The organism is Pseudocitrobacter sp. 2023LY-00077, assembly GCF_055796175.1.
Window position 1 is genome coordinate 209,898 of sequence record NZ_JBSPEI010000001.1, and the last position, 15,312, is coordinate 225,209.

Genomic DNA, 15,312 nt, shown 5'->3' on the forward strand with positions numbered 1-15,312 from the left:
CCGTGAACAGAAGAAACTTTATTAAAGCTGCCTCCGGCGGCGCCTTGCTGCTGGGGGCTGCCCCTTCCGTGGCTCAGGCGGCGGAAAACCGTCCGCCCATTCCTGGTTCGTTGGGGATGTTATACGACTCAACGCTTTGTGTCGGCTGCCAGGCCTGCGTGACCGAGTGCCAGAATATCAACTTCCCGGCACGCAACCCGCAGGGCGAACAAACCTGGTCCAACAACGACAAACTTTCGCCCTACACCAATAACATCATTCAGGTGTGGCGTAGCGGAACGGGGGTTAACAAAGACAGCGAAGAGAACGGTTACGCCTACATCAAAAAGCAGTGCATGCACTGTGTAGACCCGAACTGTGTCTCCGTTTGCCCGGTTCAGGCGCTGAGAAAAGATCCGAAAACTGGCATTGTGCATTACAACAAAGATGTCTGCACCGGCTGCCGTTACTGCATGGTCGCCTGCCCCTATAACGTGCCGAAATACGATTACAACAACCCGTTTGGCGCGATTCACAAATGTGAACTGTGTAATCAGAAGGGCGTTGAACGTTTAGATAAAGGCGGATTGCCCGGCTGCGTCTCTGTTTGTCCGGCGGGTGCGGTGATTTTTGGTACGCGCGAAGAGCTGATGGCGGAAGCGAAAAAACGTCTGACCCTGAAGCCAGGAAGCGAATACCACTACCCGCGTCAGACCCTGAAAACAGGGGATACCTACCTGCATACGGTACCGAACTACCATCCACACCTTTACGGTGAGAAAGAGGGCGGCGGAACGCAGGTGCTGGTGTTGACCGGTGTGCCTTATGAGAATCTGGGTTTGCCGAAGCTGGATGAGCTCTCTACCGGGGCGCGTTCTGAACACGTACAACACACCGTTTATAAAGGCATGATGCTGCCGCTTGCGTTGCTGGCGGGGTTAACCGTGCTGGTGCGTCGCAATACCAAAAGCGGCCCTCACGATGGAGGAGACGATCATGAGTCATGATCCAAAACCGCTGGGCGGGAAAATTATCAGCAAGCCGATCATTATTTTCGCTCCGCTGGCTGTGCTGTGCCTGATCATGATCGTCAAACGTCTGATCTGGGGATTGGGTTCCGTTTCCGATCTTAACGGTGGATACCCGTGGGGGATCTGGATCGCCTTCGATTTATTGATCGGCACCGGCTTTGCCTGCGGCGGTTGGGCGCTGGCCTGGGCTGTATATGTCTTCAACAAAGGGCGTTATCACCCGCTGGTGCGTCCGGCGCTGCTGGCCAGCCTGTTTGGCTACTCTCTCGGTGGCCTGTCGATCACCATCGACGTTGGGCGTTACTGGAACCTGCCGTACTTTTACATTCCGGGGCACTTTAACGTTAACTCGGTGCTATTTGAAACCGCCGTCTGTATGACCATCTATATCGGCGTCATGGCACTGGAGTTCGCGCCCGCGCTGCTGGAACGTATGGGCTGGAAGGTGCCGCTGAAGTTCCTCAATAAACTGATGTTCTTCATCATTGCGCTCGGCGCGCTGCTGCCGACAATGCACCAGTCCTCCATGGGGTCATTGATGATCTCGGCAGGCTATAAAGTGCATCCACTGTGGCAAAGCTACGAAATGCTGCCGCTCTTCTCGGTGCTGACCGCGTTCATCATGGGCTTCGCCATTGTGGTGTTTGAAGGTTCGCTGGTGCAAACCGGGCTACGGGGAAGAGGGCCGGATGAGAAATCGCTGTTTGTGAAGCTGATGAATACCGCCAGCGTATTGCTTGCATTGTTCCTGGTATTGCGCGTCGGTGAGCTGATTTATCGCCACAAACTGTCGTATGCCTTTGCGGGGGATTTCTACTCCTTCCTGTTCTGGCTGGAAGCGCTGCTGATGCTCTTCCCGCTGGTGGTACTGCGCGTCGGGAAACTGCGCAATGATTCGCGCATGCTTTACCTGTCCGCACTGAGTGCGCTGCTGGGCTGTGCGACCTGGCGTATCTCCTATTCGCTGGTGGCATTCAACCCCGGTGGCGGCTACCACTACTTCCCAACCTGGGAAGAACTGCTGATTTCTATGGGTTTTGTGGCAATTGAGATTTGTGCATACATCCTGCTCATTCGTCTGTTGCCGATACTTCCCCCTTTAAAACAAAACGACAACAAGCGTCATGAGGCGAGCAAAGCATGAGCCAGAGAATTACGATTGACCCGGTAACCCGAATTGAAGGGCACCTGCGCATCGACTGCGAAATTGAAAATGGGGTGGTGTCTAAGGCCTGGGCGTCCGGCACTATGTGGCGCGGCATGGAAGAGATTGTCAAAAATCGCGACCCCCGCGATGCCTGGATGATTGTGCAACGTATTTGCGGCGTGTGTACCACCACGCATGCGATTGCCTCCGTGCGTGCGGCGGAGAGCGCGCTGAAAATTGATGTGCCGGTGAATGCCCAGCATATCCGCAATATCATCCTGGCGGCGCACACCACGCATGACCATATTGTGCACTTTTATCAGCTCTCGGCGCTCGACTGGGTGGATATCACGTCAGCCCTGAAAGCCGACCCGGCGAAAGCCTCGGCGATGCTGACCGGCGTATCGAGCTGGCACCTGAACAGTGCGGAAGAGTTCACCAAAGTTCAGAATAAAATCAAGGACCTGGTGGCCAGCGGTCAGTTAGGGATTTTCGCCAACGGCTATTGGGGGCACCCGGCGATGAAACTGCCGCCGGAAGTAAACCTGATTGCTGTTGCGCACTATTTACAGGCGCTGGAGTGCCAGCGCGACGCGAACCGCGTGGTGGCGTTGCTGGGCGGTAAATCACCGCACATTCAGAACCTCGCCGTCGGCGGGGTAGCGAACCCTATCAACCTTGATGGCCTGGGCGTGCTGAACCTTGAACGCCTGATGTACATCAAATCCTTTATCGATAAGCTGAGCGATTTCGTTGAGCAGGTTTATAAAGTTGATACGGCGGTCATTGCGGCGTTTTATCCGGAATGGCTGGAGCGCGGTCGCGGAGCGGTGAACTATCTGGCAACGCCGGAATTCCCGACCGACGGTAAAAACGGCAGCTTCCTCTTCCCGGGCGGCTATATCACCAACAGTGACCTCTCGACCTATCGCCCTATCAGTTCGCAGTCTGATGAGTTCCTGATTAAAGGGATTCAGGAGAGCGCGAAGCACGCGTGGTATAAAGACGAAGCACCGCAGGCGCCGTGGGAAGGCACCACCGTGCCGAACTATACCGGCTGGTCAGACGACGGGAAATACTCGTGGGTGAAAGCGCCGACCTTCTACGGTAAAACCGTCGAAGTGGGGCCGCTGGCGAATATGCTGTGCAAACTGGCGGCAAAACGCGAATCAACCCACGCGAAACTCAACGAAATCATCGCCATTTACACTAAGCTGACGGGTAAAACGCTGGGCGTTGAACAACTGCACTCAACACTTGGTCGCATCATCGGGCGTACCGTTCATTGCTGCGAACTGCAACATATTCTTCAGCATCAGTACAGCGCGCTGGTGACGAACATCGGCAAGGGTGACCATACCACCTTTGTGAAACCGAATATTCCGGCAACGGGTGAGTTTAAAGGCGTCGGCTTCCTCGAGGCACCGCGCGGTATGCTGTCACACTGGATGGTGATCAAAGACGGCATTATCAGCAACTATCAGGCGGTTGTACCCTCTACCTGGAACTCCGGCCCGCGTAACTTCAACGACGAAGTCGGCCCGTATGAACGTTCGCTGGTGGGTACGCCGGTCGCCGATCCGGAAAAACCGCTGGAAGTGGTGCGCACGATTCACTCCTTTGACCCGTGCATGTCCTGCGCGGTGCATGTTGTGGACGCCGACGGCAATGATGTTGTCGCGGTGAAGGTGCTGTGATGCGGATTTTAGTCTTAGGCGTTGGCAACATTTTGCTCACCGATGAGGCTATCGGCGTGCGTATTGTGGAAGCGCTGGAGCAGCGTTACATCTTGCCGGATTACGTCGAGGTACTTGACGGCGGCACGGCGGGCATGGAGCTGCTGGGCGATATGGCCGATCGCGATCATCTGATTATCGCCGATGCTATTGTTTCACGCAAAAATGCGCCGGGCACGATCATGGTGCTGCGTGACGATGAAGTTCCGGCGCTGTTTACCAATAAAATCTCCCCGCATCAGCTTGGGCTGGCCGACGTTCTGTCGGCCCTGCGCTTCACAGGGGAGTTTCCGAAAAAACTCACCCTGGTAGGCGTTATCCCTGAATCCCTTGAGCCCCATATCGGTTTAACGCCAACCGTAGAGGCGATGATCACGCCCGCGCTGGAGCAGGTGCTGATGGCGCTGCGCGAATCGGGTGTTGAAGTAGTTGTCCGGGAGGAAACGCATGTCTGAAGAGATCAGCGGTTTCTCAACGTCGCCGCAGTTATTGGTGCAGGCGGCGTTTGAAGAGGTGGCTCGTCGTTCGATGCATGACCTGGCGTTTCTCCACCCAGCAATGCCCGTTTCCGTGTCGAACTTCACGGTATTTGAAGGGCAGTGGACGGGCTGCGTTATCACTCCGTGGATGCTGAGCGCAGTTATTTTCCCTGGCCCGGACCAACGCTGGCCGCGTCGCACCGTCAGTGAAAAACTGGGGCTGCAACTGCCTTACGGTACCATGACCTTCACTGTGAGTGAGCTGGAAGGCGTTTCGCAATATCTATCATGCTCGCTGCTGTCGCCGCTGCCTAAAGCGCTTTCGGTGGATGAGGGGCTGCGGCTGGTGGATGATTGTGCGCGGATGCTGCTTTCCCTTGCGGTGAGCAACCCGGATGCGCCGAGTATGGCAAGTCGTCGCTCGCTGTTGTTTGGCCGTCGGAGCGTGGCGGATGCATGAGCTGTCGCTGTGCCAGAGCGCGGTGGAAATCATCCAGCAGCAGGCCGAGCAGCACGGTGTTAACCGCGTGACGGGCGTATGGCTGGAGATCGGCGCGCTCTCCTGCGTGGAAGAGAGCGCCGTGCGTTTCAGCTTTGATATCGTCTGTCAGCACACTGTCGCGCAAGGCTGTGAATTGCATATTGAGTACCGACCCGCACAGGCCTGGTGCTGGGATTGCAGCCGCGCGGTTGAAATCACCCAGCATGATGCGCGCTGCCCGCAGTGTGATGGTGCGAATTTGCGCGTCGATACGGGCGATTCGTTGCGGGTAAAAAGTATTGAAGTGGAATAACCGGAGTTAATTATGTGTATTGGCGTACCGGGCCAGGTGCTGGCCGTGGGTGAAGATATTCACCAGCTCGCGCAGGTGGAAGTCTGTGGCGTGAAGCGCGATGTGAATATTGCGCTTATCTGCGAAGGCGACACCGCCGACCTCGTTGGGCAGTGGGTGCTGGTGCACGTGGGGTTTGCCATGAGCATTATTGATGAAGCCGAAGCGCAGGCGACGCTGGCAGCGCTGCGGCAGATGGAGTATGACGAAACGGTAGCCTAAGGCGCTCCCGTGTGGGAATGCCTGAGACTGATGACAAACGCAACATTGCCTGATGCGCTGCGCCTATCAGGCCTACAGCGTTTCTGCAATTTATTAAATTTGCACTGTTTTGTAGGCCGGATAAGGCGCTTACGCCGCATCCGGCAAGAACAAAGCGCACTTTGTCCGCTATCTGAGGCGTTCCCTTATGGGAACGCCTGTCTAATCATTACGCTTGTTCGTTTAGCCAAATACGCATTTCACCTTCGCCACGATTTGCCCAACTGAACCACGGTATAAAGGTGAGCGTTTGCGGCTGAAGGGCAGTGCGTCGATGGTTAAAGTGATACAACGCTTCGCCTTCTGAGGGCGTCGCCAGTCGGGTGCCTTCAGTCTGAAGCAGCACTTTTCCTTTCAGTACACCGATACCTTGCTTGAGACGAAATTCAGCGCCTTGCGGCAAATTAAGGTTGTGCAAGTCCGCCCCGTTATCTGCTTCTTCCAGACAGTAAACCAGCGGCCCACGCTGTATAGCGACTTTCCCGGCAATGTGGCGGACCCGAGGATTGGCGTATACACGCATGATCGTCATCGGTAAGGTGAGCGTTATGCAGTCTCCCTTTTGCCAGTGGCGATGGACGTGAAGATACCCTTTAATGACCTCTCCCTGCGCTCGTTCACCGTTAACCTGAACAGTTGGGTTTTCGCACCATTCCGGAAGGCGCAGGGCGAGCGTATGCGCAACTGGTGTCGCATTATCGAAGGTTATGGTCACCCGTTCTTCCCACGGATAGTTGCCGTCTATACGCAGTTGCAGCGATTTCCCTTCAATTTCAAACCGTGCTTTGCTCCCCGCATAGATGTTGATAAACAGCGCATCTTTACGCGGAGTGAAAAGATAATGCCCGATAGCGACCAGCGTGCGGGCGATATTGGGCGGGCAGCAGGCGCAGCCGAACCAGCGCTGACGTACCGGTTTGATATGATCGTACACATGGTTGCAGGCTATGCTTTTGGGCTGCGTTTCCAGCGGGTTAACGTAGAAGAAGTGTTTACCATCCAGCGCCATACCGCCGAGCACGGTATTGTAAAATGCGCGTTCCATGACGTCGGAATACTGGGCGTCGCCTTCCATCTCCAGCATTCGACGGGCGAACATCATCAGGCCGATGGAGGCGCAGCTTTCGGCGTAGGCGGTATCTGAGGGCAGATCGTAATCGCTGGTGAACGCTTCACCCACGGCCTGCGAACCAATGCCTCCGGTGATATACATGCGCTTGTGTACCATATTGTTCCAGATCCGCAGGCAAGTTTGGCGTTTTTCTTCGTCGTGAGTCATGCGTGCGAGATGGGCCAATCCCGTCATCAAATAAACAGAACGTACGGCATGGCCGACGGCTTGATGCTGCTCGTTGAGCGGTTTATGCGCGTGGGTGTATGCTTTGTCTTTCACCATCCACGCGTCACCCCAGTCATTCCAGTGCCAGGTTCCGCCACGCTTCTCAAATTCAATATCGTAGTAGTAGGGCTGTTTTCCACGCTCTTCAAGGAAGAAGCGAGCCAGCTCTTTATAGCGGTTATCCAGCGTGACTTCGTAGAGTCTCATCAGCGCAAGTTCAATTTCCGGGTGTCCTGGGTATCCGCGTCGTTGACCTTCATTAGGGCCAAAAACCGTGTCGATATGGTCGGCAAAGCGACAGGCGATTTCCAGTAGACTACGCTTCCCGGTCGCCTGATAAAAGGCGACTGCTGCCTCGAACAGATGACCCGCACAATAAAGCTCATGACACTCCGCAACGTTTGTCCAGCGCAGGCCAGGCTCCTTCACGCTGTACCAGGTATTAAGATAGCCGTCTTCACATTGTGCCTGAGCCAGTAATTCAATAACGTCATCCGCCGTTTGTTCAAGCGCCGAATCGGGTTTCTGTGACAATGACCAGGCAACGGCTTCCAGCCATTTCGTGACGTCACTATCCTGAAAAACCATGCCGTAGAATTCGCCCTTCTGCATTCCTGCGGCAATGCGATAGTTAGCCAACGCATGGCTGGGTTCCGCTTCCGGAATGGCATCGTTAAGCGCCTGCCATTGATAAGGGATAACCACATCGCGGATAAGTCTTTGATACTCTCCAAGAAATGGGTCAGTAATGGTGATGTGATTCAAAGGTGCTTCTATCACTTCAGCGTGCATTTTCTATTCCTCAGGATAACTGTGAATGACGTTGATGAAGATCGGTGGAAATGCGCTGCATCATAGGGCCATTCAAACGGCACTTGAGCAGGCATAACGCCAGTACCAGATGGAAAATGGCGGGCGCGAGGCTTTGCAGCGCGGTGATACCCTGAATTGACGCCGCAGTCTGATTTTCAAGCCCAGGTTGATAAGCGACCATGATGAGAATCAGGCTGATAATTCCGCCGGAAGAGGCCCAGGAGAGCTTGATAAAAAAGAGGTTAAAGGCAAAATTCATACCCGAAGAACGGACGCCATTTTTCCATTCGCCGTAGTCGTCGGCGAAAGCCATAATGGAAAAGTGCAGGGGCAGGGTGAATCCCAGAACGATGTTGTTGATCAAAATGCAGCCTAACCACAACGTTTGATGCTGCGCTCCGGTTGGCAGGAACCACATCATGACGCCAAAGGCGACCAGCACCAGATTGGTGTAAAAATAGAGCTTCACCATGTCGATGCGGCGGGAGAGCGGGTTAACCACAATGGCGCCAAGAATGGCCGCAATGGTCACCACCGCGAAAAACAGCGACATAAACCCGGCGCTGCCTTCCAGCGCGTACGAGATAAAGTACATATAACCGCCGCCGCGAATGCACAGAATATTCACCAGCAGAAAGGACATCACCAGCATCAGCAGTAACTGGTCGTTCTTCCATAAGCCTTGCAGGTGCTGACGCAACGTAAATTTTCCGGCAAGTGAAAGCGGTACGCGTTCCTTCACCCAGAAAAAGCACAGAAGAAACATCACCACGCCGACCGTACAGATAACAGTGACGCCGTATTGATAGCCTTTTGCCAGATTCCCCTTGCCGAAAAATTCCACCATCCACGGCAAGCCTACGGCGACAAGAAAACCAGCAATGCCGCTTAATACAAAGCGCCAGGATTGACAGGACATCACCTGGTCGTGGCGATTGGTCATTGCATTTATCAACGCACAGTACGGGACGTTGATGGCGGTATAGCCCACAGAGAGCAGGAAATAGGTACCGAATGCCCAGGCGATTTTCATATTCGGGCCCATCTCAGGAACGGTGAAGGTAAGAATGCCAATAACGCCTAATGGCACCGCAATCCATAACTGCCAGGGGCGGAAGCGGCCCCAGCGGCTACGTGTGCGGTCCGCGATGACGCCCATCACCGGGTCAGAGATGGCATCGAAAATACGCAAGATCAGGAACATTGCCCCAACGATAGCGGGGCTTAAACCAAATATATCGGTGTAAAAAAAGAGCAGAAAGCCGCTGATTAAATCGGAGATACAGTGCCCGCCCGCATCACCTAATCCATAGCCGATTTTTTCGCGTGTTGAGAGCGTCTCTCCGGCATCCTCTCTCCTGAGTACATCACCATCCAGATTATCGGCAGTAGCCATAATCAATCTCCATAAGTGTTAGCAGTTTCTATTGGCTAAACAGTCATTACGGCGCATCTCTGACAGTTTTTTAGTAAAAATAGTGCGATTTTTAGAGTAGGGCTGATGAGGCTAAGACGTAAATGATGAGATGTTTTCAATGTGAATTTGATCTATTTTTTACTAGAAACAAATAATTAAATGTGATTTGAGTCACTTTTGAGGGCTGGAATGGCCGTTGGCGGGCTTGCTAATCGTTCGCATTTTGAAGAATTAACGATTGTTTTTTAGTAAAAACACTTATACTGAAACGCTAAATGAACAACGGATGGCGAAAGGCGGCAAAAGAGAGGGATGGTAAAAAAAACACGAATCAAGGATATCGCGGCAGCAAGCGGTGTCTCTATTGCCGCGGTATCCCGCGCGCTGAAAGGGCAATCTGGCCTTGCTGAAGAAACACGTCAGCGCATTCTGGCAATTGCCGAAGCGCAGGGCTATGACTTTACGCGACTACGTGGCGGGCGTATTAAGCGACTGTTGTTTCTGCTCCATCGTCAACATAACATCGCCAGCGCGCTGCCGTTTTATTCGAACGTCATGCTCGGCGTTGCCGATGCCTGTCGCGAAAATGACATTGCCATGAGTTTTCAGCCCGTTGGGCCGGACGATGCGCTTGCTGAAGTAATTCAGTTGCATCAGCCGGATGCGGTGATGGGGGCCGGGTATCTGGAGCCTGAAATTCTGGCAGAGCTTAGCAAAATCACTTTACCGACGGTGTTGGTTGATCTGTGGGCGGCTGATTTTCCCTGCGTAAACCCTGATAATTTTTACGGTGGGTTTATCGCTACGCGCCACCTGATCGAGCAAGGTCGACGCCGGGTTGCATTTTTAGGTAATTCACAGGGGCATTACAGCATTCGCCAGCGTGTAGAAGGCTACCAGCAGGCGATTTTTGATGCGGGTTTAACCGTTTCTTCTGACTACAGAATTGAAGTTCCTCCGGTTAAAGATATCGAAGATGCGCTGGTGAATGGGATGGAAAAGCTGTTGGCTTTGCCCGAACCGCCCGATGCCATCTTTGCCTACAACGACGTGGCGGCGCTGGTCGCGATGCGGGAATGCGCGCGTCGGGGCGTACGCGTACCGCAGGATATCGCGATTGTTGGTTTTGATGATATTGACGCTGCAGCCTGGGCTTATCCCCCGTTAACTACCGTGGCTATCGACAAGCGTGAACTGGGCCGCGATGCTTTCCGCTTATTGCTTAATGATGAGAGCGACAGGAATATGCTCCTGCCAGTAAAACTGGTGGTGCGTGAAAGTTCGGTTAATGGCGCATAGTTGCACGGCAGACAATAATTCGGCAAAGTTGCAGCATTACGCAAAAAGGGCAGTCACAGTGAAACGACTTATTATTGGAATATCCGGTGCCAGCGGCGCAATTTATGGCGTACGCCTGCTTCAGGTTTTACGCGACGTGCCTGATATTGAAACGCATCTGGTGATGAGCCAGGCCGCGCGGCAAACCCTTTCGCTGGAAACGGATCTCTCGTTGCGCGATGTGCAGGCCTTTGCTGATGTCGTGCACGATGCGCGCGATATCGCCGCCAGCATTTCATCAGGGTCCTTCAAAACCATGGGCATGGTGATTCTGCCGTGTTCGATGAAAACCCTTTCCGGCATTGTGAACAGTTATACCGACGGGCTGCTGACCCGCGCGGCGGATGTGGTGCTCAAAGAGCGTCGCCCGCTGGTGCTCTGCGTGCGGGAAACACCGTTGCATCTGGGGCATCTGCGCTTAATGACTCAGGCCGCCGAAATTGGCGCGGTGATTATGCCGCCTGTTCCGGCGTTTTATCATCGGCCGCAAACCATTGATGATATTATAAATCAAACAGTTAACCGCGTTCTCGATCTCTTCAATATCGACCTGCCGCAGGATCTCTTTACCCGCTGGCAAGGTGCCTGAGCTGCACCAATGTGGTGCTAATCTGTGCTTTTCGCCCTGTTGCAGGGCGATTTTGTAACGCCGATCAAATCCTCGATATTTAATCACGTATTTTGCGTTTTACTGCTGCGGATTATGTGTCCGAACTGCTATCTTCCTATCTTGTTACCATATTGCATCTTTTTATTAACAAATTTAACGTCAAAGTCAGCGCTGACGATAAAGATGGCATAAAAGCTGCACTGTTGGTCTGCAACACACAACACAACCTATTAGATAGCAGCTCACTGCATCACGATTTTTAAAGGGGTATGTATGAAGAAGACGGTTCTGGCTCTCTCTTTACTGCTCGGTCTTGGCAGCGTGTCCAGCGCGTTCGCCGCGTTGCCGCAAAGTATCCGCATCGGCACTGACACCACCTATGCGCCGTTTTCCTCGAAAGATGCCAAAGGCGATTTCATCGGCTTTGATATCGATCTGGGTAATGAAATGTGTAAACGCATGCAGGTGAAGTGTTCCTGGGTCGGCAGTGATTTTGATGCCCTGATCCCCTCCATGAAAGCGAAGAAAATCGACGCAATTATCTCTTCTCTCTCTATCACCGAAAAACGACAGCAGGAGATTGCCTTCTCCGACAAGCTCTACGCGGCAGATTCACGTCTGATTGCCGCAAAAGGTTCGCCTATTCAGCCAACGCTGGATTCGTTGAAAGGTAAGCACGTCGGCGTATTGCAGGGCTCGACTCAGGAAGCGTACGCTAACCAAAACTGGCGCAGCAAAGGCGTTGATGTCGTCGCGTACCAGAACCAGGATCTGATTTATTCCGACCTGGCCGCGGGGCGTCTGGATGCCGCTTTGCAGGATGAAGTGGCCGCCAGCGAAGGTTTCCTCAAACAGCCTGCCGGGAAAGATTTTGACTTCGCCGGGCCTTCCGTGAAGGACAAAAAATTCTTTGGCGACGGCACGGGCGTTGGATTGCGTAAAGATGACGCTGAGCTGAAGCAGGCGTTTGATAAAGCGCTTTCTGAACTCCGCGCCGATGGCACGTACGACAAGATGGCGAAGAAGTACTTTAACTTCAACGTCTACGGGGATTAATTTCTCCGGCAGCGTCAATGCACTTAAATGGTGCATTGACACTGCCAATGTTTCGAAGCTGTGCACTCCGTGCACAAAAGTGGTGCATTCCTGCATAAATACGCATTTTTAGTGAGAAAAAAGCCAACAGACAGGGCAGAATGCTTTGCCATTCTGGGCTGAAAAGTGGCACGATAACTGCTCAGGATTTTTTGGACAAACCCGCAGAAATCAAAGGCAGTCGAGGATAATTATGAAAAAGCTGGCGTTATCTTTTTCTCTGGTATTGGCGCTTTCAAGCGCTTCGAGTGTTTTCGCAGCAATCCCACAAAAAGTACGAATTGGCACCGACCCAACCTATGCACCGTTTGAATCAAAGAATGCGAAGGGTGAATTGATTGGTTTTGATATCGATCTGGCAAAAGAGCTGTGTAAGCGTATCCAGACACAATGTACCTTCGTTGAGAACCCGCTGGACGCGCTGATCCCGTCTTTGAAAGCGAAGAAAATCGATGCCATTATGTCTTCGCTGTCGATCACCGAAAAACGTCAGCAGGAAATCGCGTTTACCGACAAACTTTATGCAGCAGACTCTCGCCTGGTCGTGAAAAAAGGCTCTCCGGTAACGCCTGATCTCGCCACCCTGAAAGGCAAACGTGTCGGTGTATTGCAGGGCACTACCCAGGAAACCTACGGGAATGAACACTGGGCGGCAAAAGGGGTTGAGATTGTCTCTTATCAGGGTCAGGACAACATCTACTCCGACCTGACCGCAGGCCGCATTGACGCTGCTTTCCAGGATGAAGTCGCGGCAAGCGAAGGTTTCCTGAAACAACCGATTGGTAAAGATTACGCATTTGGTGGCCCGTCCATCAAAGATGAAAAACTGTTTGGCGTGGGCACCGGTATGGGCTTGCGTAAAGACGACAATGAACTGCGTGAAGCGCTGAATAAAGCGTTTGCTGAAATGCGTGCTGACGGCACGTATGACAAGCTGGCGAAAAAGTACTTCGATTTTAACGTATACGGCGAATAACCTTCGCTGACCACCCGTCGCCCCGCCTCAGAATGGGGCGACGGTGATAATAAGACAGGACAGGCTGAATGCTTTACGGGTTTTCACAAGTCATTTTTCAGGGCGCGCTGGTGACCCTCGAGCTGGCAATCAGTTCGGTGGTACTGGCGGTGCTTATCGGCCTGGTTGGGGCTGGCGCAAAGCTTTCCAATAATCGCGTGATGGCGCTGATATTTGAAGGCTATACGACGTTGATTCGTGGCGTGCCAGATCTCGTGCTGATGTTATTGATTTTCTATGGGTTGCAGATGGCGCTGAACGTGGTGACCGATTCACTCGGCTTGAGCCAGTTCGACATCGACCCAATGATCGCCGGTATTATTACGCTTGGGTTTATCTACGGCGCCTATTTTACCGAGACCTTCCGCGGCGCGTTTATGGCGGTGCCGAAAGGGCACATCGAAGCGGCGACGGCCTTTGGCTTTACCGGCGGGCAGACGTTTCGCCGCATTCTGTTCCCGGCGATGATGCGTTACGCGCTACCGGGGATTGGCAACAACTGGCAGGTTATTCTCAAATCGACAGCGCTGGTGTCGCTGCTGGGGCTGGAAGATGTGGTGAAAGCCACGCAGCTGGCCGGGAAAAGTACCTGGGAACCTTTCTATTTCGCCATCGTCTGTGGCCTGATTTATCTGGTATTTACAACCGTTTCCAATGGTGTGCTGCTGTTGCTCGAACGCCGTTACTCCGTGGGCGTGAAGAGGGCTGACCTGTGATCGAGATTATTCAGGAATACTGGCAATCCCTGCTGTGGACGGATGGTTATCGCTTCACCGGCGTCGCCATTACGCTGTGGCTGCTGATTTCTTCGGTGGTGATGGGTGGAATTCTGGCGCTGTTTCTCGCCATTGCCCGCGTCTCCAGCAATAAATACATCAAATTCCCGGTGTGGCTGTTTACCTATATTTTTCGCGGCACGCCGCTGTATGTACAGCTGCTGGTGTTCTACTCCGGCATGTATACGCTCGAAATCGTGAAAGGCACCGAGCTGCTTAACGCTTTTTTCCGTAGCGGCCTGAACTGTACGGTGCTGGCGCTAACGCTGAATACCTGCGCTTATACTACCGAGATTTTCGCGGGCGCGATTCGCGCGGTGCCGGCGGGTGAAATTGAAGCGGCGCGCGCCTATGGTTTCTCCTCCTTTAAGCTTTACCGCTGCATTATTTTACCGTCGGCGCTGCGTATTGCGCTGCCGGCTTACAGCAATGAAGTGATTCTGATGCTGCACTCGACGGCGCTGGCATTCACCGCCACCGTGCCGGACTTACTGAAGATTGCCCGGGATATCAACTCTGCCACTTATCAGCCGTTTACGGCATTTGGGATTGCGGCGGTGCTTTATCTGATTATCTCGTATGTGCTGATCTCTCTGTTCCGCAAAGCGGAAAAACGCTGGTTGCAGCATGTAAAACCTTCTTCTTCGCACTGAGAACACGATGCCTGAGAATAAATTAAACGTAATCGATCTGCATAAGCACTACGGCGAACACGAGGTGCTGAAAGGGGTATCACTGAAGGCGGACGCCGGGGATGTGATCAGTATTATTGGCTCGTCCGGGTCGGGGAAAAGTACTTTTCTGCGCTGCATTAACTTCCTCGAAAAACCAAGCGAAGGCACGATTGTGGTGAGCGGCCAGAATATCGGGCTGGTGCGTGATAAAGACGGTCAGTTGAAAGTCGCTGACAAAAATCAGCTGCGCCTGCTGCGTACTCGCCTGACGATGGTCTTCCAGCATTTTAATCTCTGGAGCCACATGACGGTGCTGGAGAACGTGATGGAAGCGCCAATTCAGGTGCTGGGCCTGAGCAAGCAGGAAGCGCGCGAGCGAGCGGAAAAATATCTCGCGAAGGTGGGCATCGACGCGCGTCAGCAGGCGAAATATCCGGTGCATCTTTCCGGCGGCCAGCAGCAGCGTGTTTCGATTGCCCGCGCATTGGCGATGGAGCCGGAAGTCCTGCTGTTTGATGAGCCGACCTCCGCGCTGGACCCGGAGCTGGTAGGCGAGGTGCTGCGTATCATGCAGCAACTGGCGGAAGAGGGGAAAACCATGGTGGCGGTGACGCATGAAATGGGCTTTGCTCGTCACGTTTCGTCACACGTTATCTTCCTGCATCAGGGAAAAATTGAGGAAGAGGGTAACCCTGAACAACTGTTCGATAGCCCGCAAAGCCCGCGTTTGCAGCAGTTCCTCAAAGGTTCGCTGAAGTAATCTTTTCAG

16 protein-coding genes are annotated in these 15,312 nt (G+C 53.4%); 14 read left to right on the plus strand and 2 right to left on the minus strand.

Features of this window, described 5'->3' with window-relative positions; all coding sequences use genetic code 11:
* The first annotated feature begins 2 nt into the window (after positions 1–2).
* The 7 genes from hybA to hybG are packed head-to-tail and all read left to right on the plus strand — an operon-like array spanning position 3 to position 5,427.
* A complete protein-coding gene (gene hybA, locus ACWWFX_RS01030) occupies positions 3–986 on the plus strand; it encodes a hydrogenase 2 operon protein HybA (RefSeq protein ID WP_473222994.1) in 984 nt (327 codons plus the stop codon).
* Complete coding sequence (hybB, locus tag ACWWFX_RS01035) at positions 976–2,154, plus strand: Ni/Fe-hydrogenase cytochrome b subunit (protein WP_108473566.1); 1,179 nt, start codon at positions 976–978, stop codon at positions 2,152–2,154. Before hybA ends, hybB begins: the two co-directional genes overlap by 11 nt.
* Positions 2,151–3,854 carry a hydrogenase 2 large subunit gene (hybC, locus tag ACWWFX_RS01040; RefSeq protein WP_473222995.1) on the plus strand — a complete coding sequence of 568 codons (1,704 nt, stop codon included), beginning with the start codon at positions 2,151–2,153 and terminating at the stop codon, positions 3,852–3,854. The genes hybB and hybC overlap by 4 nt, the downstream gene beginning before the upstream one ends.
* Positions 3,854–4,348: a HyaD/HybD family hydrogenase maturation endopeptidase gene (locus ACWWFX_RS01045; protein WP_276219735.1), complete on the plus strand. Its 495-nt coding sequence runs from the start codon at positions 3,854–3,856 to the stop codon at positions 4,346–4,348. Before hybC ends, ACWWFX_RS01045 begins: the two co-directional genes overlap by 1 nt.
* Entirely contained in the window at positions 4,341–4,832 is a 492-nt protein-coding gene (hybE, locus tag ACWWFX_RS01050; protein WP_276219736.1) for a hydrogenase-2 assembly chaperone, read from the plus strand. Before ACWWFX_RS01045 ends, hybE begins: the two co-directional genes overlap by 8 nt.
* A complete protein-coding gene (gene hypA / locus ACWWFX_RS01055; RefSeq protein ID WP_276219737.1) occupies positions 4,825–5,166 on the plus strand; it encodes a hydrogenase maturation nickel metallochaperone HypA in 342 nt (113 codons plus the stop codon). Before hybE ends, hypA begins: the two co-directional genes overlap by 8 nt.
* 12 nt (positions 5,167–5,178) lie before the next feature.
* The gene (gene hybG / locus ACWWFX_RS01060) at positions 5,179–5,427 is read left to right on the plus strand and encodes a hydrogenase maturation factor HybG (RefSeq protein WP_149461992.1); all 249 of its coding nucleotides are present in this window, start codon (positions 5,179–5,181) and stop codon (positions 5,425–5,427) included.
* Positions 5,428–5,635: 208 nt separating this feature from the next.
* Here hybG and ACWWFX_RS01065 read toward each other — a convergent pair whose 3' ends face one another.
* Together ACWWFX_RS01065 and ACWWFX_RS01070 are read right to left on the minus strand one after the other, a co-directional pair.
* Complete coding sequence (locus ACWWFX_RS01065) at positions 5,636–7,597, minus strand: glycoside hydrolase family 127 protein (protein ID WP_473222996.1); 1,962 nt, start codon at positions 7,595–7,597, stop codon at positions 5,636–5,638.
* 10 nt (positions 7,598–7,607) lie between these two features.
* On the minus strand, positions 7,608–9,014 hold the full coding sequence (locus ACWWFX_RS01070) for an MFS transporter (RefSeq protein ID WP_473222997.1): 1,407 nt from the start codon (positions 9,012–9,014) through the stop codon (positions 7,608–7,610).
* Between the two features lie 333 nt (positions 9,015–9,347).
* Here ACWWFX_RS01070 and ACWWFX_RS01075 point away from each other — a divergent pair, with 333 nt between their 5' ends.
* From ACWWFX_RS01075 to hisP, 7 genes are all read left to right on the plus strand, one after another.
* A complete protein-coding gene (locus ACWWFX_RS01075) occupies positions 9,348–10,334 on the plus strand; it encodes a LacI family DNA-binding transcriptional regulator (RefSeq protein WP_473222998.1) in 987 nt (328 codons plus the stop codon).
* Between the two features lie 58 nt (positions 10,335–10,392).
* On the plus strand, positions 10,393–10,962 hold the full coding sequence (locus ACWWFX_RS01080; protein WP_276219741.1) for a UbiX family flavin prenyltransferase: 570 nt from the start codon (positions 10,393–10,395) through the stop codon (positions 10,960–10,962).
* A 294-nt stretch (positions 10,963–11,256) separates the two neighbouring features.
* Positions 11,257–12,039 (plus strand): lysine/arginine/ornithine ABC transporter substrate-binding protein ArgT, encoded by a 783-nt coding sequence (gene argT, locus ACWWFX_RS01085; RefSeq protein WP_276219742.1) that lies wholly within the window; start codon positions 11,257–11,259, stop codon positions 12,037–12,039.
* A gap of 232 nt (positions 12,040–12,271) precedes the next feature.
* A complete protein-coding gene (hisJ, locus tag ACWWFX_RS01090) occupies positions 12,272–13,054 on the plus strand; it encodes a histidine ABC transporter substrate-binding protein HisJ (protein WP_276219743.1) in 783 nt (260 codons plus the stop codon).
* Between the two features lie 68 nt (positions 13,055–13,122).
* Positions 13,123–13,809, plus strand: coding sequence for a histidine ABC transporter permease HisQ (locus ACWWFX_RS01095; protein ID WP_015963632.1), 687 nt, complete (start codon positions 13,123–13,125; stop codon positions 13,807–13,809).
* The gene (locus ACWWFX_RS01100) at positions 13,806–14,522 is read left to right on the plus strand and encodes an ABC transporter permease (RefSeq protein ID WP_015963633.1); all 717 of its coding nucleotides are present in this window, start codon (positions 13,806–13,808) and stop codon (positions 14,520–14,522) included. The genes ACWWFX_RS01095 and ACWWFX_RS01100 overlap by 4 nt, the downstream gene beginning before the upstream one ends.
* A 7-nt stretch (positions 14,523–14,529) precedes the next feature.
* The gene (gene hisP / locus ACWWFX_RS01105; protein WP_473222999.1) at positions 14,530–15,303 is read left to right on the plus strand and encodes a histidine ABC transporter ATP-binding protein HisP; all 774 of its coding nucleotides are present in this window, start codon (positions 14,530–14,532) and stop codon (positions 15,301–15,303) included.
* The last annotated feature ends 9 nt before the right edge of the window (positions 15,304–15,312 follow it).